The organism is Ruegeria sp. BG11 (genome assembly GCF_056538565.1).
On the sequence record NZ_JBQFTH010000001.1, the window covers coordinates 87,436 to 107,450 of the forward strand.

At 58.7% G+C, this 20,015-nt stretch carries 18 protein-coding genes and 1 tRNA gene; 7 read left to right on the forward strand and 12 right to left on the reverse strand.

What is annotated here, in order from left to right; translation table 11 throughout:
• Nucleotides 1-2: 2 nt before the first annotated feature.
• Together ACR0JF_RS00450 and ACR0JF_RS00455 are read right to left on the reverse strand one after the other, a co-directional pair.
• Nucleotides 3-428: a VOC family protein gene (locus ACR0JF_RS00450; protein ID WP_170659500.1), complete on the reverse strand. Its 426-nt coding sequence runs from the start codon at nucleotides 426-428 to the stop codon at nucleotides 3-5.
• A 32-nt stretch (nucleotides 429-460) separates the two neighbouring features.
• Nucleotides 461-1,066, reverse strand: coding sequence for an rRNA large subunit pseudouridine synthase E (locus ACR0JF_RS00455; protein WP_170659501.1), 606 nt, complete (start codon nucleotides 1,064-1,066; stop codon nucleotides 461-463).
• Nucleotides 1,067-1,279: 213 nt separating this feature from the next.
• On the opposite strand from ACR0JF_RS00455, the gene ACR0JF_RS00460 reads away from it, so the two are divergent.
• A complete protein-coding gene (locus ACR0JF_RS00460) occupies nucleotides 1,280-1,867 on the forward strand; it encodes an HNH endonuclease (RefSeq protein ID WP_170458136.1) in 588 nt (195 codons plus the stop codon).
• Here the strand turns inward: ACR0JF_RS00460 and ACR0JF_RS00465 are convergent.
• The gene (locus tag ACR0JF_RS00465) at nucleotides 1,864-2,331 is read right to left on the reverse strand and encodes a disulfide bond formation protein B (RefSeq protein WP_170467057.1); all 468 of its coding nucleotides are present in this window, start codon (nucleotides 2,329-2,331) and stop codon (nucleotides 1,864-1,866) included. The genes ACR0JF_RS00460 and ACR0JF_RS00465 overlap by 4 nt on opposite strands.
• Nucleotides 2,328-2,906, reverse strand: a complete 579-nt coding sequence (locus tag ACR0JF_RS00470) for a YqaA family protein (protein ID WP_170373645.1) — start codon at nucleotides 2,904-2,906, stop codon at nucleotides 2,328-2,330. Before ACR0JF_RS00470 ends, ACR0JF_RS00465 begins: the two co-directional genes overlap by 4 nt.
• A gap of 145 nt (nucleotides 2,907-3,051) precedes the next feature.
• Between ACR0JF_RS00470 and ACR0JF_RS00475 the strand changes: the two genes are divergently transcribed.
• The 4 genes from ACR0JF_RS00475 to ACR0JF_RS00490 all read left to right on the forward strand — a co-directional run bounded on the left by ACR0JF_RS00475 (nucleotide 3,052) and on the right by ACR0JF_RS00490 (nucleotide 7,652).
• A tRNA-Leu gene (locus ACR0JF_RS00475) sits at nucleotides 3,052-3,137 on the forward strand.
• 403 nt (nucleotides 3,138-3,540) lie between these two features.
• Nucleotides 3,541-4,509 carry a TAXI family TRAP transporter solute-binding subunit gene (locus ACR0JF_RS00480; RefSeq protein ID WP_170467054.1) on the forward strand — a complete coding sequence of 323 codons (969 nt, stop codon included), beginning with the start codon at nucleotides 3,541-3,543 and terminating at the stop codon, nucleotides 4,507-4,509.
• Nucleotides 4,510-4,611: 102 nt separating this feature from the next.
• Nucleotides 4,612-7,224 (forward strand): TRAP transporter permease, encoded by a 2,613-nt coding sequence (locus tag ACR0JF_RS00485; protein WP_170548871.1) that lies wholly within the window; start codon nucleotides 4,612-4,614, stop codon nucleotides 7,222-7,224.
• On the forward strand, nucleotides 7,221-7,652 hold the full coding sequence (locus ACR0JF_RS00490) for a universal stress protein (RefSeq protein WP_170659502.1): 432 nt from the start codon (nucleotides 7,221-7,223) through the stop codon (nucleotides 7,650-7,652). Before ACR0JF_RS00485 ends, ACR0JF_RS00490 begins: the two co-directional genes overlap by 4 nt.
• A gap of 1 nt (nucleotide 7,653) precedes the next feature.
• Here the strand turns inward: ACR0JF_RS00490 and ACR0JF_RS00495 are convergent, their stop codons facing one another.
• From ACR0JF_RS00495 to ACR0JF_RS00505, 3 genes are read right to left on the reverse strand one after another with little or no spacing between them, the layout of a single operon-like run.
• On the reverse strand, nucleotides 7,654-8,694 hold the full coding sequence (locus ACR0JF_RS00495; protein WP_170659503.1) for a lipocalin-like domain-containing protein: 1,041 nt from the start codon (nucleotides 8,692-8,694) through the stop codon (nucleotides 7,654-7,656).
• Entirely contained in the window at nucleotides 8,684-11,089 is a 2,406-nt protein-coding gene (locus ACR0JF_RS00500; protein ID WP_170659504.1) for an ABC transporter permease, read from the reverse strand. Before ACR0JF_RS00500 ends, ACR0JF_RS00495 begins: the two co-directional genes overlap by 11 nt.
• Entirely contained in the window at nucleotides 11,086-11,733 is a 648-nt protein-coding gene (locus tag ACR0JF_RS00505; RefSeq protein WP_170659505.1) for an ABC transporter ATP-binding protein, read from the reverse strand. Before ACR0JF_RS00505 ends, ACR0JF_RS00500 begins: the two co-directional genes overlap by 4 nt.
• Nucleotides 11,734-11,892: 159 nt before the next feature.
• Here ACR0JF_RS00505 and ACR0JF_RS00510 point away from each other — a divergent pair, with 159 nt between their 5' ends.
• On the forward strand, nucleotides 11,893-12,327 hold the full coding sequence (locus ACR0JF_RS00510) for a potassium channel family protein (RefSeq protein ID WP_170373652.1): 435 nt from the start codon (nucleotides 11,893-11,895) through the stop codon (nucleotides 12,325-12,327).
• On the opposite strand, the gene cls is transcribed toward ACR0JF_RS00510, so the two are convergent.
• The 3 genes from cls to ACR0JF_RS00525 form a co-directional block, all read right to left on the reverse strand.
• Nucleotides 12,324-13,736: a cardiolipin synthase gene (cls, locus tag ACR0JF_RS00515; protein ID WP_170659506.1), complete on the reverse strand. Its 1,413-nt coding sequence runs from the start codon at nucleotides 13,734-13,736 to the stop codon at nucleotides 12,324-12,326. The two genes, ACR0JF_RS00510 and cls, sit on opposite strands and share 4 nt — an antisense overlap.
• Before the next feature lie 23 nt (nucleotides 13,737-13,759).
• Nucleotides 13,760-14,734, reverse strand: a complete 975-nt coding sequence (locus ACR0JF_RS00520; protein ID WP_170659507.1) for an HAD family hydrolase — start codon at nucleotides 14,732-14,734, stop codon at nucleotides 13,760-13,762.
• A 73-nt stretch (nucleotides 14,735-14,807) separates the two neighbouring features.
• Nucleotides 14,808-16,418 carry an arylsulfatase gene (locus ACR0JF_RS00525; protein WP_480523739.1) on the reverse strand — a complete coding sequence of 537 codons (1,611 nt, stop codon included), beginning with the start codon at nucleotides 16,416-16,418 and terminating at the stop codon, nucleotides 14,808-14,810.
• Between the two features lie 198 nt (nucleotides 16,419-16,616).
• On the opposite strand from ACR0JF_RS00525, the gene ACR0JF_RS00530 reads away from it, so the two are divergent.
• Complete coding sequence (locus ACR0JF_RS00530) at nucleotides 16,617-17,297, forward strand: Crp/Fnr family transcriptional regulator (RefSeq protein ID WP_170373655.1); 681 nt, start codon at nucleotides 16,617-16,619, stop codon at nucleotides 17,295-17,297.
• 1 nt (nucleotide 17,298) lies between these two features.
• Here the strand turns inward: ACR0JF_RS00530 and ACR0JF_RS00535 are convergent, their stop codons facing one another.
• Entirely contained in the window at nucleotides 17,299-18,522 is a 1,224-nt protein-coding gene (locus ACR0JF_RS00535; protein ID WP_170659508.1) for a BatD family protein, read from the reverse strand.
• Nucleotides 18,519-20,015, reverse strand: coding sequence for a vWA domain-containing protein (locus ACR0JF_RS00540; RefSeq protein WP_170659509.1), 1,497 nt, complete (start codon nucleotides 20,013-20,015; stop codon nucleotides 18,519-18,521). The genes ACR0JF_RS00535 and ACR0JF_RS00540 overlap by 4 nt, the downstream gene beginning before the upstream one ends.

Here is a 20,015-nt window from a genome sequence, read left to right on the forward strand (position 1 = left end):
TTTCAGACCCAAAGGTGCCCTTCGGCAAATTCAACTGAGTTGCCAGAAGGATCCCGCACGTAGAGGGATCGCGCGCCGTTTGGCCAATCGAACTCGGCATCCAGGGGGATGTTCCAATCCAGCAGATGCTTTCGCATTGCAGCCATCTCATCCCGCGTCAGGACTAGGCACACATGCCCTGGCCCAAGCGCGCCGTGCGGAGGGACAGGCAGGTCTGGGTTCAGAGGTGGCTGCTGGGTCTCTTCAGGATTGAATATCAGCAGAACAGAGGCTCCGACGCGATAAAACACGTGGCGGTCCTCAATGCGCTGTATCTTTTCCAGCCCCAGAACCTCACCGTAGAACCGTTCGGCGGCGTCCAGATTATCGACATAAAGTGCCGCTTCCAAGATGGCAGAGGGGGCCGGTATCTCGGGTGTCACCTTCATGCGGTTCAGTTTAGCCCGACCCGCGTGGTCTGTCACCGTCGGGGGCGTCGATCCCGTTTGCGCTGTGGAGTGGCCTGTATCTGCGGCATCGGCAGGCTGTCCCACTGGCCCGTCTTGAGCCCTTCCAGCGTCCAGTCTCCGATGCGACAGCGGATCAGGCGCAGGGTCGGCAGACCAACCGCCGCTGTCATCCGGCGCACCTGCCTGTTCTTGCCTTCGCGAATCGTCAGCTCGATCCAGCTGTCCGGCACGGTCTTGCGTTCGCGGATTGGAGGCGTACGGGGCCAGAGGTCTTCGGGCTCATCAATCTGGCGTACTTTGGCGGGGCGGGTCAGGCCATCTTTCAACTCGACCCCATCGCGCAGGGCCTTGAGGGCCGCTATATCCGGCTCGCCCTCGACCTGCACCCAATAGGTTTTGGCCATCTTGTGCTTGGGGTCTGATATCTGCGCCTGCAGCTTGCCATTGTCGGTCAGCAACATCAGCCCTTCGCTGTCACGGTCCAACCGACCGGCGGGATAGACGCCGGGCAGGTCGATGAAATCCGACAGGGCGCTGCGCGGCGACTCGGCGTTTGCGCGGTCGGTGAACTGCGGCAGCACGTCAAAAGGTTTGTTGAATCGAATGAACCAGCTCATACCTCCGCCATAGCCTGCAAAACACGCTGTGTGCAACCTGTGGATAACTGTCATCTGTCTGTTACGGATTCGGCTTACCCAGTCTGCGACATATTGTGGAAAATCAGGGCTTGTCAGAGTTTTAACACGATATATAGTTATCTTAAGGCCGGGGCGGGTGCTCCCCGCTCTGGTGTCACAAACGGGCAGCTGAGAGCGAGGAGCGATTCTGTGATGGACGGAGACTTCAGGACCGATTTTGTAAGAGAACCGGGTATGCTCAAACAGCATCCGGCCTTGGTTTTGAATGCCGATTACCGCCCTTTATCCTACTATCCCTTGTCTCTGTGGCCGTGGCAGGAGGCGGTCAAGGCGGCCTGGTTGGACAGGGTCGACATCGTGGCTGAATATGACGAAGTGGTCCGCAGCCCGAGCACCGAGATCCGAATACCGTCGGTGGTTGTCCTTAAAGACTATGTAAAACCCAGAAAGCGCGTGGCCTTCACGCGCTTTAATTTATTTCTGAGGGATGAGTTTCGCTGCCAGTATTGCGGAAGCCGGGACAACCTGACCTTTGACCACGTGGTGCCGCGCGCAGCCGGCGGTGTAACGAGCTGGCAGAACGTGGTTGCAGCATGCAGCCCATGCAACCTGCGCAAAGGCTCCAAATCGCTGCGTCAGGCGGGCATGAACCTCCGCAAGCCGCCGCGTCAGCCCGATGCAGAAGCCTTGCGCAATATCGGACGGAAATTCCCGCCGAACCACCTGCATGACAGCTGGATCGACTTCCTCTATTGGGACGCGGAACTGGACGAAGCTTAGGCCTTCGCCCGCCACGCGGCCAGCCAGAGCAGAACCAGAACCGCAGAAATGGCTGCGTTCCAACCGGCCATGGACAGGCCAAACATCTCCCACGGAATCTCATCGCAACGCACCAGCGGGGCGGCCATGATCTGGTTCATAAGTTCTTCTGCTGACAACCCTCCGATATCACCCGAGGTGCAGGTTGAGGGGCCTTCCCACCATCCTTGCTCGACACCCGCGTGAAAGAAGCCAATTCCGGCTGTGATCATCGCGGCCAAGGCTCCAATCAGCGGTAGCGGGTTGAGTTTTGGCAGCATCAAAGCCAAAGCGCCGATCACGACTGCAGCAACATGGGGATAGCGTTGCCAGATGCACATTTTGCACGGGGCGAGACCGCCAATATGCTGAAATCCCCATGCGCCCAACAACAGGGCCGCCGACCCTCCGGCTGCCAAGATCACGTAAGTTGATCGTTTTGTCATAGATATTTAACCGCCAGAAACCCACCAAACAGCAGGATGATGAAAAGGGTGAACATAAGCCCAAGACGCTTTTCGATGAAGTCCCGGATTGGCTCTCCGAACTTCCACAGCAGGCCTGCCACAAGGAAGAATCGCAATGCGCGTGCCAGAATGGATGTTGCGATGAAGGTGCCCAGTGGCATGCCAGTCCAGCCGGACATGATGGTGATCACCTTGTAGGGGAAGGGAGTCACACCGGCGGCCAGCACGGCCCAGAAGCCGAAATCGTTGAAGCGGGTGTTGAACTCTTCCATCGCGTCGGCCTTGCCCATGGATTCGAGAATGGGTTGTCCGATGCTTTCATAGGCAAAGGCGCCAATCGCATAGCCCAGCATACCGCCCAGAACCGAGGCCACCAGGGCCACGCCTGCAATCAGCCACGCCTTCGAGGGGCGCGCCAGAATCATCGGGATCATCAGGACATCGGGTGGGATTGGAAAGAATGAGCTTTCGATAAAAGCCACGACTGCAAGAGCCCATAGGGCATGAGGGTGCTCGGCCAGCCGAATGGTCCAGTCATACAGGGATCGCAGCATCACACTCTCACAGTCGCGTCTCAGGTCGTGACAGGCAAACCACGGGCGTGCGGAAGGGTCAACTGCCGCGCGGCCAACAATCGACGGGGCAGTGTGTTTTTGCCTCTGGACCTTCCCGGTTAGGGGCGCTAATCCAATGTCCGTGGCCCAAGTGGCGGAATGGTAGACGCAGGGGATTCAAAATCCCCCGGTAGTGATACCGTGCCGGTTCGAGTCCGGCCTTGGGTACCAAAGTAAAAACAGAGAGTTAGGGGAACCTGCTCTCTGTTTTTTCTTTTTCAGGTGATGTCTTGCCACGCATGTGCACCCTTATTGGGCGTTTAACCCGCGATCCCCTGAATAAAATGCGTTTAACCTCGCTGCGGGTCAAATGGCTTAGAAGCCGCCGCTCGATGGGGAAAGATTTGAAAACAACCTCATATCTGATGCGTGGGCCGTTCTGTTGAAGGGCTGGCCTTGACTTTCAGCGTATCTGAATGAAACCTCGGACCTGTTGGGAGATATCGGAAAATCTATACAGCTGGCCCTGTTGCAATGCGGATTGATCTGACCTATCGGCACAATCCCCAATGCGGGTCCCGGAAGGGAGGCGTCAGCCTTTTCCCGCCCAAGTCATAATAATGGGAGTTCTTAAATGAAAAACAGCAGCAAGCTTAGCCTCGGCGCGTTTGTGACCGCCGCAATGATGGCACCTGCCGCCTATGCGGAAGAGTTCATCACCATCGGTACAGGTGGCGTAACCGGCGTGTACTATCCCACCGGTGGTGCGATCTGCCGCCTGGTCAACAAAGGCCGCAAGGAACATGGCGTACGTTGCTCGGTCGAATCGACCGGCGGCTCGGTCTACAACATCAACACCATCCGCGAGGGTGAGCTGGAGTTTGGTGTCGCCCAGTCCGACTGGCAGTACCACGCATTTAACGGCACATCGAAATTCGAAGAGGCTGGCCCCTTCGAAAACCTGCGCGCCGTATTCTCGGTACACCCCGAGCCCTTCACCGTTGTGGCCCGTGCCGATTCCGGCATCGCCAGCTTTGAAGACCTCAAAGGCAAGCGCGTCAACATCGGCAACCCCGGTTCCGGTCAGCGCGGCACCATGGACGTTGTTCTGGAAGCCATGGGCTGGACTCTGGACGACTTCGAACTGGCATCCGAGCTGAAAGCGGCCGAGCAGTCGGCAGCTCTGTGCGACAACCAGATCGACGCGATGATCTACACTGTTGGTCACCCGTCGGGTTCGATCCAGGAAGCGACCACCGCATGTGATTCCGTTCTGGTGAACGTCACTGGCGACGCGATTGACGGCCTGATCGACGGCAACTCGTACTACCGTACTGCGACCATTCCGGGTGGCATGTATCGTGGCTCGGACGGTGACACCACCACCTTTGGTGTTGGCGCAACCTTCGTGACTTCGGCAGATGTGTCGGAAGATGCTGTGTATGCAGTTGTCAGCTCGGTCTTCGAGAACTTTGACGACTTCAAAAAGCTGCACCCTGCATTTGCAAACCTGAAGCCCGAAGAGATGATCGCGGACGGCCTGTCGGCTCCGCTGCATCCGGGTGCTGAAAAGTACTACAAAGAAAAAGGCTGGGTTCAGTAAACCAGACCTGAAGCAGGGTGCCCAAGGGCGCCCTGCAACCCAAGCCCGGATCGAACGGGCAAAAATAAGGCCAAAAAGGCCACATGACGGGGAGACATTTATATGAGTTCCGACACGCAATCCAACCGACCGCTATCCGAAGAAGAGCTTCAGGAGCTTGTTGCCTCCTCCGACGCGGGCGGTCGCAACCCGGTCGGTAGTGTCGGGATCTTTCTGGCGATTGTCGCCGCGCTTTGGTCGGTGTTTCAGGTCGTTTTGGCCTCGCCGGTATCAAACGTCGTTTTGCCCGGCAGCGTGGTCAACAACTCGCGCCAGATCCACTTGGCCTTTGCGATGTTCTTGGCTTTTGCGGCCTATCCGGCGCTGAAATCCAGCCCTCGGAACTATATCCCCGTGCAGGACTGGATCATGGGCCTGCTGGGCGCGTTTGTGGCGCTCTATGGGTATTTCTTCTACGACAAGATCGTGAATGCGGGCGGTCTGGCGGACGACACCGATAAATGGGTCGCGCTGGGTGGGTTGCTGTTGCTGTTCGAGGCCGCGCGTCGTGCGCTAGGCCCGGCGATGGCGATTATTGCGACGATCTTCTTGGCCTATGTCTTCTTCGGTTCGTCCGAATGGGTACCTGAGGTGATCCGCTGGAAAGGCGCGAGCCTGAAAAAAGCCATGAGCCACATGTGGATTACGTCCGAAGGCGTGTTCGGCATCGCGCTTGGAGTCTCGACGAAATTCGTCTTCCTGTTCGTGCTATTCGGAGCGTTGCTCGATAAGGCCGGGGCAGGGAATTACTTTATCAAGATGGCCTTCGGGGCCCTCGGCCACCTGCGGGGTGGCCCGGCTAAAGCGGCTGTCGTGGGTTCGGCGGCGACCGGTCTGATCTCGGGCTCGTCGATTGCAAACGTTGTGACCACCGGTACTTTCACCATTCCGCTGATGAAACGCGTCGGCTTCTCCAGTGAACAGGCGGGCTCGGTCGAGGTTGCCTCGTCCGTGAACGGCCAGATCATGCCACCCGTCATGGGGGCCGCGGCCTTCCTGATGGTGGAATATGTGGGTATTTCCTATGTTGAGGTCATCACCCATGCCTTCCTGCCGGCGGCGATCTCTTACATTGCGCTGGTCTATATCGTGCATCTGGAAGCCGTGAAGCGGAACATGCCAACATTGGGCAACCGTGAGGTTCACCTCGCGCGGACCGTGGTCGGGATGCTGTCCTTCTTCATCGTCTTTGCTGGCCTATGCTATGGCTCGCAATACCCGGTCGAAGCGGTCACCAGCATGGTGCCAACCGCCGCTGGCATGGTGCTGAGCCTGATCGTCTGCGCAGTCTATGTGGCGTTGCTTTATCTTGCTGCGCAGGTCCCCGACCTTGAGCCGGATGATCCAAACGCCAAAGAGGTTGAACTGCCGGTCATCGCGGACATCTACAAGGCCGGTCTGCACTATCTGCTGCCGATCATCGTACTGGTCTACTTCTTGATGATCGAGCAGAAATCGCCGGGGCTGTCCGCCTTCTGGGCAACGGCGCTGCTGTTCGTGATCCTTCTGACGCAGAAGCCGCTCAAGGCGATCTTCCGGGGCGAGAGCGAGGTCTACAACCGCTTCATCGATGGTGTTGCCGATCTGTGGCAGGGCCTGATCGACGGCGCGCGCAACATGATCGGGATCGCTCTGGCTACAGCCACGGCGGGCGTGATCGTTGGCACCGTAACCCTGACCGGTGTGGGCCAAGTGATGGCCGATCTGGTCGAATTCCTGTCGGGCGGCAACCTGATCCTGATGCTGGTGATGGTTGGTATCCTCAGCCTGATCCTGGGTATGGGCCTGCCGACCACGGCGAACTACATCGTCGTCAGCTCTCTGATGGCGGGTGTGGTTGTTGAGCTGGGCGCGCAGAGCGGACTGATCGTGCCGCTGATCGCCGTGCATCTGTTCGTGTTCTACTTCGGGATCATGGCGGACGTGACGCCTCCGGTTGGGTTGGCGAGCTTTGCGGCTGCGGCTGTGTCCGGTGGTGATGCGATCCGCACTGGCTTCACGGCCTTCTTCTACAGCCTGCGGACAGTTGCGCTGCCGTTTGTGTTCATCTTCAACACAGACCTGCTGCTGATCGACGTGACATGGGTCGAAGGGATCACCGTCGCCATATTCGCTACGATTGCGATTTTGGTCTTCACGGCGGGTACCATGGGTTATTTCCTGACTCATAACCGCATCTACGAAAGCGTTGCTTTGATCGCGGTGGCTTTTGCCCTGTTCCGGCCAGATTTCTTCATGGACCGCATCTCGCCGCCCTTTAGCTCGGTCGAGCCAGCCGCCTTCGTGGAAACCATCGGAGAAACCCCTCCGGGCACCGAGGTCCGCGTTGTTGTCAGTGGCCCAGACTTTGACACGCTTGAGATGACCGACACCACAGTGGTTGTGACTGTCGGCGACGAAGAGGGCGGTGCCGCGCGCGTTGACGCCATGGGTCTGCTGTTGTTGGAAGAGGACGGACTGGTCAAGCTCGAAGAGCCTCTATTCGGTTCGCCCGTCGCGGATGAGCTTGGGATATTCGACTACTACGGCGATGACGCGGTGCGTCTGAGCTCGGTCAGCCTGCCCTCCGGTCAGCCTCCGAAGCAGCTGATCTATATCCCGGCGATGCTCTTGTTGGGCCTGATCGCCTTCCTGCAACGCGGCCGGGCCGCCAGACAAGAAGAGGTGGCGGCATGACACAATCGGTTCTCTGCGCCGTAGACATCAGCAACGGTGATCTGGACAGCCCTGTGCTGAAGAAAGCGGCTGCCCTAGCCGATATGGACGGCGCGCAACTGGACGTGGTGACCGTTCTGCCGGACTACGGTGAAAGCTGGGTCTCGGGGTTCTTCGAGGCCGACCACCACGAAAAAGCGTTGGAACAGGCGCATGTTGAGTTGACCGAGCTATGCGTGGCGACCTTGGGTGCAGAGCGTAATGCCTCCGTCCGACATGTCGTCGCCACCGGGACAGCCTATCAAGAGATCCTGAAAGCAGCAGAAAGTGCAGGGTCGGACCTGATCGTTATCGGTGCGCACAAGCCGGACCTGAAAGACTATCTTCTGGGACCGAATGCCGCCCGTGTGGTGCGGCACGCAAACGTCTCGGTCTACGTCGTGCGGTAGATCAGTATCCGGTCATCTCCAGATAGCCGCGCCCGGCGTGGCTGCCTGAGACGGTGACCGGACCTTCCCAGTACTCAAATCGCGTTCCCATCCACGCATCGGGGAGCAATGCCGCGACCTCAACATCCAAGTCATAGTCCGGCAATGTGACGTTCCAGCGTATCGGCACGTCGCGCCCGGCAACCGGCGCGATTTCAAGCGGCGTGAACGAGGCGGACCCATCGGGCAAAGCCCGCGTGCTGCCATCCGCATTGATCCAGGTGGCGGCCGTATAGTCCTGACGATCGCCGCGCAGGCGAAAACCCATCAGCTTTTCGCCGGTGTCAAAGCTGAGCGAGAACCAATCCCATCCGCTCTGATCCTCGGCCAGTGGTTGCGAAGACCACTCACGATCCAACCACGCCTGACCGGTGACCGTGACGTCTCGGTCCGGCAGGTGCAATGTGCCTTCCACAGCGTAGAACGGTTGCGAGTAGTAGTAGCTTGCCTGTCCGTCGGCAGATTTTACGGAGTAGCCAGCGTCCCCATGAAAGACCAACGGCCCTTGAGCGCTCAGCGAAAGGTCATAGCCAAAATCTGCGCCATTGGCAGTCAAGGACATGGTATTGAAGTCCGGGCCACTCATCCGCCATTCGTCAATCCAGGCCGCAAACGGTTGCGCAGTGACACCGGCTTGACCCACGCCGCCGCGCGCCAAGCGTTCCGCAAAGAAGTGGCGTTCGGGTGTGGTGACTGCGGCATGGCCCATCCATATCTGAGGGCTCTGCCAGCCTTCGGTTTCAAAGGGTTTCAGGGCTGATCGGAACAAGGTCCATTGAATGCCATAGTCTTTCCCGTCATCGCCCTTCAGGTTGGCCGTCAAATACCACCATTCGATCCGATACGCGGGATGAGGGCCGTGATCTGCGGGGAATTCGAACGTGTAGCCGCGCTGAGGGACTTCAAATCCTTCGGCGGAACCGCCAAGCCCTGCATACCCCTGAGCCAATGCGCCAAAGGGGAAGAGAAACAGCACCGCAATCAAAAAGGCCTTAGCGTTCATTGGCAAATACTCTCAGCAAGTCAGCGGGTGGCAGACGCAGCAGACGCAGGGCGGGCAGGGCGGCCGCGGCCAGCGCGGCAACGAGGGTCAGCAGGAAGAGAACCAGCCAGTCCCATGGGAAGACATACATGGGCAACCGCCAGCCGAAGGCCTCGACATTAATTACGGCCAGCAGCACCCAGGCGAGGACCAGCCCAAGCGGCAGCGCAAGGCAAGCCGTCATCGCGGCCAAAATGGCGCTGCGCGAAAGCTCCAACCGTGCCAATTGCGCGCGGTCTAGCCCAAGCGCCCAAACAGGAGCAATCTGGGGCAGTCGCTGCGTCCAGAGCGTCAGGAGGCTGGTGAGGATGGCAAACCCGGCAACCCCAAGCGTTAGGACATTGAGGGCCGAAGTTACCACAAAGGTCTTCTCGAAAATCGCGCGGGATTGCGCCTTCATCGCGGCCTGTTGAACGACGGCCTGAGGCGCAAGATCGAACCGCTCGCGCAGGGTTTGCGCCAACTCGGTCGCGCGGTTTGGGTCGAGCCGAATGCCGAACCGGCGCGCCTCTTGCCCCGGTGCGATTTGGTCCAGTTGCGCCATCGAAACAATCGCTTGCCCGGTCGGGTTGCCATAGTCCGAGTAAACCCCTGCGACTGGCAGTTGGTGGTTCGGACCAAGGCGTAGCACGTCACCGGGCCAAAGGTCGGCGCGTCGTGCAAGCTGTTCGTTTATCAAAACCGCATCACCCGACATGACCCGATCCCAACTATCATCTGTGCGCGCGATCAATGGCCAATACTGGCGGTAGGTCGGGTCGTCGACCACGCCATACAGGAACAGCGGCCCGGTTTCATGCGCCAGTTCCACGTTGCGGATGGGGAGGGTAGCTGTGACTTGCGGCTCTAGCCACTGGGTGATCTCACGCCCTTGTTGGTCGCTTTCGGCGGTCAGGTAAAGCTCGGAGGTTAGTCGTTGATCCAGCCAGCCGACAAAGGTGAGGCGGAAGCTGGAGACCATCGTTCCCACGCCGATATTCGCCGCGAGGGCCAGCAGTAGGGCCATCAATGCGAGCGACAGACCGGGCAGTTGCGCGCGCATGTCTGCCCAGACCCATTGCGCCACCGGGCCGTGGGCGCGACGGGCGCAGAGGTTTAGCGCTACAGACAGGCTAATCGGCAACAGCAAGGCCGCCCCCGTCAACAGGCCCGCCAATAGTGCGAAACCGCCGAGGAGGCCTCCGACCGTGGTGTAAGAGAGGCCCCCGAAGACAAGCAGCGCCAAGCCGCAGTAGGCCGCTAGCCGTTGGCCTTGCCCGCTTCCGCGCCAGGCCTGCACGCCCGGGCCAGCCAATAACGGCATTCGTGACAGGCGCCAAAGGGCTTGTGCGCTCGCGATCAGAGTGCCTCCGAGCGCCATTCCTAATCCGGCCAACGCCCATGCGGGTTGGAGGGTCAATTGCCCGGTCACAGGTGCCCCGTAGAGGCCTCGCAATGTGGCAGCGACATCTGGTAAGAGCGCTCCGGCGAGGAAGAAGCCCAGGGACAGGCCGATGATGCCTCCGATCAGGGCCAGTATGGTCAGCTCAGCAAGGATCAACCAAACAAGCCGCCGCATTGAGACACCAAGCGCTCGCAACGTTCGGATCATGCCGCGACGCTGCGCAAAAGCCAAACCGACTGTGCCGTTGACGATGAACAGCCCCACGGCAAAGGACAGCATTCCAAAAGCGGTCAGGTTCAGGTGGAAGCTGTCGGTCAGCTGCGCGGTATCGACTTGTGAGGCGGGGCTGACCCGCTCCAACTCGGGCGCGATTTCCGACAGTGGAGGGGTCGATCGGGGTTGGTTCGGCAGAATCACAAGGCGAGAGATCTGGCCGGGCGCGCCGAGCATGGTTTCGGCGACTCCGATGTCCGTCAGGATGACATCGGGTGGAAGCTCGGTTGTGATCAGGACCGGCGGTAGATCGGCTTGCGCCTGCAATAGGGTGGCCAACTCAGCCGAGGCCAGCAAGCGACCTGGCGCCGTCAGGATATCAGCGGGATCCGTTTCGGCCTCAGCCTCGGTGATCGCAGGGAGGGCCGGATAGGCGACCATGTCGACGCCTAACACGCGCAGCGTTCGGCCGTGGATGCGATAAGGCCCCTCGAGCACCGCTGCGACCTGCCAACCGGCGCGACGCAGGTCGGCATAGCGGGCCAAAGGGATCGCGCCCGAAGGATCGCGCAGCTCATCAAACTGGCCGAGGGCAAGCTGCGCATTGGCACGGGCGTAGCTGGCGCGGGCCTCAGCATTGATCGCCTGAACCGCAGACCAAAGCCCGGTTGCCAAGGCGATCCCGATGAGCAGTGTAACAAGCTGCAACCAATGGCTTCGCCAATGAGACAAAAGCGCTTGTACAACAGCTGCAGTCATTGAATACGCCCGCCCGCCAAGTGAACTCTGCGATCCAGTTGGCCTGCGATATCTTGCGAATGGGTTACCAACAGCAGAGCGGCACCTGTTTCGGCCACGAGGGACAGCATCAAATCCAGAACGGCCGCACTGGCGGTTTCATCGAGATTTCCCGTTGGCTCGTCCGCAAGCAGCAGCTTGGGCCTCACGGCCATTGCGCGCCCGATGGCGACGCGTTGTTGCTGACCGCCGGACAGTCGCTCAGGGAAGCGGGACAGAAGATCGCTCAGGCCAAGGCGATCTGCCAGATGCGCCTCCCAATCTGGTTCGTGGCACCCGGCCAGCCGCGCGTGAAAGGAGAGGTTCTGGGCAACCGACAACGACGGGATCAGGTTGAATTGTTGAAACACCAGCGAGACGTGTTTCCGTCGTAGCCCGGCGCGCCCGGCATCATCCAGGTGTGACAGAGCAATACCGTCCAGCGTGATCTCTCCGGCGTCGAAATGATCCAGCGCGGCCGAGAGGTTCAGCAAGGTGGATTTGCCGCTGCCGCTTTCACCGGTCAGCGCCAAGGTTTGGCCGTGGTCCAGCGACAGCGAGACATCCTGCAGCACCGGCCGTCCACCGGGATAGGTCTTGTGAACATGTTCAATCAACAACAGCATGATCCGCCTCGCTTTTTGTCCTAGATGTGCAACTGTTTGATCCGCTGTCCAGTGCCGACTGGGTCTTGATACGTGACATCGGCCTGTGCCCTTGTGCTTGCGGGCCGCAAAGGTCATGCTGAGACGACCTTACCGCAGCTTGATTCAGGACGTAAAAACATGACCTTGCTACATCAGATTGTCTGGGGAAGCACGTTTCTGGGCCTTTGTTTTCTGGTCGAAATCCTGCTTTTGACATGGTGTACCGTGGTGATCATGAAGATGGAAACCAATCTGGAAAAGAGAGGCGTGTTTATGGGCACGGCGATGCCGATTGCGGTGGCGCTCGTTTTCATAGTCGCGATCCACACCATTCAGGTTTGGATTTGGGCGATCGTCTGGGTGTTGCTCGATGTTCTGCCGGATTGGAACACCGCGATTTACTTTTCCTTGGTGACCTTCACGACCCTGGGCTACGGCGACATCGTTCTGGGTGAGGCACTTCGGATTTTCGGATCTTTCGCTTCTGTGGCGGGGCTGTTGGCCTTTGGCCTGTCGACCGCCTACATGGTTGCCATGATGACGCGCGTATTTCAGGACCGAATTTTCTCTTAGAGGATAGGTGCAAAGAGCCGCGCCAGAGGGGCGCCAAAGCGGATATGGGCTGGTTGCTGGGACATTGATCGCGTTAGCTCGTAGCAGTTCTCGAAATCGGCTGACAGCATCTGACTGACGGCTTCCGCGGCGCGTGGGTCGAAGAACAGCGCCATCGCCTCAAAATTCAGCCGGAATGAGCGGTTGTCCAGATTTGTCGTTCCAACCGCAGCCAGGGCATCGTCTACCACGAACGCTTTTTGATGCATGAACCCGTCAGTATAGCGGAACACGCGCACGCCGCAGTCTCGAATCTCATCGAAATAGGCGAAGGCGGCCAGCCAGGGCAGGCGGTGGTCGATCACGTCTGGTAACAGAATACGGACGTCGACGCCGCGCATGGCCGCGTGCTGTAGGGCGGTCATGATGTCGATATCCGGCACGAAATAGGGCGAGGCGATCCACAGTCTTTCCTTGGCCTCTGCAATGGCGGAAAAAAACAACATGGCGCCGGTTTCGGTGTCATCTCCCGGCCCGGTCGCCACCAATAGGGCATTCATGTCTTGCTCGGCCTCGCTTCCTGCCCAATCAAGGTGATCGATCAGATCCTCGTCGCGCGCCCAATGCCAGTCTTCGCAGAAAATCAGCTGTAGCTGCCGCACGATGTGGCCAGTCATTTCCAAGTGGGTGTCGCGCCAATGGCCAAAACGCTCACTTTGGCCCAGATACTCGACCCCTACATTGTGGCCGCCGATAAAGCCGGTTTCTCCGTCAATGATCACCGTTTTGCGGTGATTGCGATAGTTCAGTTGAAACCGGAAGTTCGGGCCACGTTGTTCTTTGGGGTCGGCTACATCTATCCCGGCCTCGCGCATCGTTTCGAGATATGTGGGAGGAAGGCCGTAGCTGCCGACGGCATCTGTCATGAACCGAACGTGTACCCCGCGCTTGGCTGCGGCGATCAGCTTTTTCTGCAGCTCTTGCCCAAGTGTATCATCCCGGACGATGTAGAACTGGATCAGGATGTAGTTTTTAGCGGCATCAATCGCCTTGAAAATCGCATCAAACGTGGCCTTCCCATCGACCAGCAACTCAGCCCCGTTTCCGCGCGAGACGGGCAGGTGGGCTAGAACCTCAAACGGACGCGGGTTGAGTGTCATGGTCGAGGGATCAGGTTTCGAATAGTCGGCAAAGGTCTTGATGCCTTCGACGACGCGCTCGCTTTCCTGCCGCGCGATGCGGTAGCCGCGAAAGCGATGGTGGCCCAAAAACAGATACATCGGCACCGCAAAGAAGGGGGCCGAGATCAGGAAGACCACCCAGCCCACTGCCCCCTGAGGGGTGCGCGCAGTTTGTGCCGCGCGTAGCGAGAACACGCCTGCTGTCACGTAGAGACAAAAAACGAGGGCAGAAACAAGCAATGTCCACATGGGCTTAGGGCCTCCGGCGCAGGTTAGTTAGCGCCAGTGTAGATGCGCGACCAGTCCTGCGCCATATCCACTATGACCCAGCCCATGTCTGGGCCTTTATCCAGCCCGTCAACCAAGCGGCCAATTGGGCTTTCACGGTCATAGGCCCATTCCCGTTCCGCATCCGTGTGGTGGACTAGAACACCAAGACGCGGACCATCACCCGCCGTGGTCCACTCCATCATGGCGAAGTCGCCGTCCGAGTTACCCCCGGCCAGAATGGGGCGCTTGCCGAGTGTGCGTTCGATGTTGATCGGCTTGCCCTCCTTGTCGTCGATAAAGGCGATGCCCGGTTCCTTGACGATGGTTGGAACACCATCGACCTGCGCATAGCTGGTGGTGCCATAAGTGCCGAGGATTTGCTCGGGTGGAATGCCATAGGCCTGTTCGGCAAAGACCCGCATGAAATGAAGACCGCCGCCTGAGACGATGTAGGTCGTAAATCCCTCATCACGCAGATAGCGCAACAACTCGACCATTGGTTGGTAGGTCATCTGATCAAAGGGTAAACCGGTATCGGGGTGCTGCGTATTGTCCAGCCAATCGGCTACCGCGGCCTGAAACGCCTCGACGCTGACGCCGGAATGCGAGGCGTTGACGACCTCGATCAACGCGTCGTGACCGCCTTCTAGGATGGTAGCAAGATCACCCTCTGCGGCAGCTTTCAAGGTCGGAGTGGCCAGGATGCCTGGGTCCTGCTCAGCCAACTCGGCCAGCCGATCCATAGCAAAGATGAACTGGAAATAGACAGGCTGTTCTGCCCAAAGCGTGCCGTCATTGTCAAAGACCGCGATCCGTTGTGCAGGGGTGACATAATCCGGGCCGTCAGGGTCGGTCACAGCCTCGACAAACTCTACAATCGCGGCTTTCGAGTCACTTTGCGTCCAACTGGGCAGAGGGTCGGCCAACAGCGCAATAGGGGCGACGGACAAAAGAGCGCCTAGAACAGCGTGTTTCATGAAATTCTCGGTGGTTTTGGAATGGAAAAGGGCCGCCCCATGACGGGCGGCCCGGTATATTTGAACGCCAGTTTTAGTTGTTGGTCGGCGTTGTCAGCTTCTCCATAACCTGATCCAGGTTGAAGCTTGCCGCTTTCTGGCGCGGTGGGAATTCCTCAAACGTGCTCAGGAACGTACCGACATATTGCTGGGCGGGAACCAGGAAATAGGCCCGATCCAACAGCCAGTCATAGTAGGTGTTCGAGGTCCGGTAGGCGCGCTCGTAAGGATCGCGGCGCAGGTTGATGATCAACGGGATGCGCAGCTCGGTCCAGGGTTCGATCCAGGCGCGAAGGGTTGCCCATGCTTTCTGCTCCAGGAAGATCAGCTTCCAGTCCTCAAAACGAAGTGCCGTCAGGTCGCCATCATCCGAGAAGTAGAAGATCTCTTTCCGGGGGCTTTCGGTGGACTCACCGGTCAGCAAGGGCAGGATGTTGTAGCCATCCAGATGCACCTTGTAGTCGCGGCCCATACCGGACGAGCTATAGCCCGCCTTCAGCTTTTCCTTAATATCCGGATCGCCTGCAACAGCAAGGTACGTGGGCAGCCAGTCCATATGGTGGACGATCTCGTTGGTGACAGAACCGGCCTCAATCTGGCCCGGCCAGCGCACCATCGAGGGCACACGCCATCCGCCTTCCCAGTTGGTGTTCTTCTCACCCCAGAATGGCGTCGCGGCGGCATCCGGCCACGTGTTCATGTGCGGACCGTTGTCGGTGGAGTAGTGAACGATCGTGTTGTCGGCGATGCCAAGCTCGTCCAGCAAATCCAAAAGCTGCCCGACATGCATGTCATGTTCGATCATGCCTGCGGTGTACTCATCGGCCACACGACCCGAGATTTCGTTGGCCTTGGTGCGCATCTCGTCCTTGACGTGGGTCCGGAAGTGCATCCGGGTCCCGTTCCACCAGACATAGAAGGGCTGACCCTGCTCATGCGCGCGGGTGATGAAGTCGATGGCGGCGGCCACGGTCTCATCATCTACAGTTTCCATGCGCTTGCGGGTCAGAGGTCCGGTGTCCTCGATCGTGCCATCAGATTTCGATTTGATCACGCCACGGGGGCCATAAGCCTCGCGGAAGGTGCGGCCATCGGCCAAAACGCGATCACCGGGATAGTCTTCGTTTTCCGGCTCCTCCTCGGCGTTCAGGTGATAAAGATTGCCAAAAAACTCATCAAAACCGTGGTTTGTCGGCAGATGCTCATCTTTGTCACCCAAGTGGTTCTTGCCGAACTGACCGGTCACATAGCCGTGGTCTTTCAACAGGCCGGGAATGGTCGGATCCTCGACCTGCATTCCCAGATCAGCACCTGGAAGCCCGACCTTAGACAGACCGGTCCGGAACACGGACTGACCCATGATGTAGGAGGACCGGCCCGCGGTACAGGATTGCTCACCGTAATAGTCGGTGAAGATCATGCCTTCTTTGGCGACGCGGTCGATATTGGGTGTCTGATATCCCATCAGGCCCATCGTGTAGGCCGAGATATTCGACTGACCAATGTCGTCGCCCCATATCACAAGAATATTGGGCTTTTGATCCTGCGCCCAAGCCGGCAGGGCAAGGGCAACGGCTACAGTGGCAACAGCGACCCTGCGCACTGCACTGCGCCAATTGTTAGCAAACATTCGTGGAGGTGACATGTAGTACTCCTCAGTAAACGGGAATTAATGGCCCGGTAATTTTATCGTTAATGGCAGCGGCCGACTTAAGGAAAAGACCGCGAGCAAGGTGTTGATTGTCAGACAAAAAACTATCTATTGGTCCGAGAATCGAACAGAACTAGATTAGGCTATGAAACGTATCGAAAACTTATCATATGATCGCTTTGAAAGATACTAATGTTTGATGTTGATGAGGATATCCGAACGCTGACCCAGTCGGATTGGTTTGGCGCGCGCGGCCACAAATTTCAGAGCGATCTTATGACCTGCGCCGTGCGAAAAACCTTTGATGCGGGGGAAACGCTTTATCTCTACGGCGATGAGGCAAATGGAATTCACGCGGTTCTCAGCGGCGCTGTTCAGATCACCGCCCCGGCCGATGACGGGCAGGAATTTGTCGTTCATCGCGATGGGCGCGGGTTTTGGGTTGGTGATTTGGCGCTGTTTGCCGAAGCGCGACGCCTGATCAGTGTGATGGCGACCCAAAAAACCCGGGCCTTGTTCTTTCCCACCTCACGGGTCGAGAGGCTGGTCCAAGACAACCCAGAATACATACGCGATTTCTACGCATTGACGCGCGAGAACATGAAAACATCCCTGCGCATCATGGCCAATCTGGCCGTCACGGGCACCGAGAAACGCCTCGTTTTGCGTCTGTTGCATCTGGACGAGGGTGCTGCGAAAGCCGACGGATGGATCATCGTATCGCAAGAGGAGCTGGCCGCGATGGTCGCGGTTTCTCAACCGACCTTGCATCGCAACCTGCATCGTTTGGTGGATCTGGGTCTGGTCGAACTCGGCTATGGGCGCCTGCGCCTGATCGACCGCAGCAAACTGATTGCTAATTGCCAGAGTTAATCTAGGGGTTGAGAGGAGGCAAAGCATCCTTGTCGCGCGCTGCCGCTTCTTTCAGCAAGGTTAGGCTTTGCAAGGCGGAACTCCAGTCTTCAGATTGATCGCGACCGGAGTACCGGGCAGCGCCGATACGGGTCAGGCATTCCTCTAGCTGGGCTGCATTCTTAGAGTTGCCGCCACGCGATCTCCAAAGCTCCAATGCGGTATAAGTGGCATTTAAATCATGCGCTTGAACGGCGGTCTTCAAGGCGTCCACCGCATATCTCGGCGACGCCAGATAGCGATCACGGCGTGCCTTTCTCAGATCGCGGATGCGTGGGGAAAGAAAACGCCACAAAGCACCAATCGCAAAAAGGGCGATCGCGGCGAAGGCAGCGATCTTCAGAGCTTCGTCCAGACTGGGTGGTTGCCATTTTGGTGGCGCAAGCGTCAGGTCCGTCGCGGGAACTGAGGCGGTTTCGACCTGGTTGGTCTGCAGGTTGAACCAGTCGATGGAAACCTCGGGCAACTGCGCGACGCCTTCTTGCTGCGCGATATACACGACCTCCTCCTGACGTTGGCCGGACAACACTCCACGTTCCTCGGATTCTGAAATCCGGGGTTCCTTGGGATAGGTGCGCAGCAGTGGGCTTTGCTGTTGCGGTGTCAGAACCGGGATCAACAGCGGCGTTGTGCCAGAGATACGCGCAGTCAATTCGCGTGTGATGGCGTCACCGGCCTGCATCTCGGTCGGGCCTTCGAGTTTCTGCTCGAGGGTAAACCCGGTTGCGATGATCAACGGATCAAGGCCTTCCGCGCCACCGGGTATTTCGGCCGCTATCTTGACCGGAGGCAGGTCGACCGTGGCTTGAATCGGGGCGTTTGTGGCGGGATCGGCATAGGTCACTGCAACTGACTGCGCGTCGAAGGTGATGTCGCCGGCGATCAGAGGATACACCCGATAGCTGCGCTGAACACCCGACCATGTCTCGCCGTTCACGGTCCCGCTGACCGGCCCCGAGGCCCGTTCGGGTAGGCGCACCAAGAGGTTCTGCTGCTCCAGAGAGGGAAATTCTGGCGGTTGTGGCATGAAGGTCGGCACCAGAACCTTGACCCGAACAATCGCTGGCTGGCCGACGATGACAGGCTCCTCCGGAGCCTCCACCGTGATCTGAGGTGCCGTTGTATCGCTGCCTTGTGCGAAGACGGAAACGGGGAAGAGGAAAATGAAGAGGAGCGCGTATCTCATTCCGTTCTCTCCTGATTTTCCAATAGGAAGCGGTTGCGCAAGAAATCCTGCATGTCGGTATCAATGGTGCTGATCCATTGCTCCGCATTCAGCGTTTGCGGTCCGTCCTTGGGTGCTTGGACCGTGGTTTCGCTACCGCGCGCGTCGTCATTGTCGAGCACAGTATCGTCCGCGCCGATGCCAGCTTCTTCGCCTGTGTCCGACTGTTCCCGGGTCGTTTCGACATAATCCAAGATAGCCTTTGAGACCTCAAGGTTATGTTGCGCCTCTGGCCAATCCGGGCGCCGTTCCAGAGCAGTTTCGAAGGCCACGATTGCCGGGCGGTATTCGCGGTTTCGGATACGGGCCATACCTTCGGCAAAAGCGGCCTCGGCCGTGTTCAAACCGGCGAAAATCTCAGAGGCCTGTTCATATTGTCCGTCTTTGAGATACGCATAACCCTTGTGATACGGGTCCTCAAACAATTCGGCCGCGTCTCCAAACCGCGTCTGGTTCATCGCAATTTGCCCCTGCTGATCCGGTGTCAGGAACCAATCTCGCCAACCCTCGGCGCGCGCGCCCGAGGCCGGCAGTACAAACGACGCTAAAAGCGCCCAACGGATCACCCAACCCTTGCGGAACCACAAAAGCGACAGCAGCGCTGCGGGCCAGGCCAGAATCCAACCCTTGTCTTGCCAGTCCAGCCGATCTTCATCGGCCAGCGCTGCGGTATAGGCCGACTGAATTTGGCGTTGCAGCCGAGAGATATCCCGGTCGTCATCCGTGAACGCAACAGTCGAAGCAGCTTGGACATTTCCCAGCTGCGCAATCCGGTCGCCGTCGGGCAGCATGGTCAGGAAGAAAAGATCATGGGCTGAGGTGCTTAGAGCAGGAACCTGAGACGGATCGAGATCGTCCAGAACAAACAAAACTGCGCCCGGGTTCTCGCTTTCGTCCAAAATGGATTGTGCTAGCGCTAGGGCATCGGCGGCGGCATCACCTTGCTTGGGCATCACGGCTGGCGTCAGCCCCTCAAGCAGTGGGCGAAGGATGTTGGCATCCTCGGTCAGAGGTGCGACGCGGTGAGGGGTACCAGCATAAGCGATCAGGGCGGTGCGCGCTCCGGCGCGTTCGGTGATCAGGTCGGCGATTTTGAACTTGGCCCGGTCTAAGCGCGAAGGCGCAAGATCGGTGGTCTCCATACTTTCGGTGACTTTGAGAGCGATCACCAGCGGCGCGGTATCCGCGATCAACGGGTTGGGTGCGCGCGACCACGTCGGCCCCGCCGCCGCGAGAGTGACAAGCGTGGCGATGATCATGGCGACGTCGATGGGGTGAATTCGACGGGTCTCCTCCGCGCCCAATTGCAGGGCGGCAGCAAGATGTGGTGCGATCCCGACCGCCTGAGCAGATTGACGGGTAGGCTTAGGTCTGATCCGCCACCACAGGAACGCCATGGGGATGAGGAACAACAGGTAATACACTCGAATAAAATGGAAATCAGTGAGGTCCAT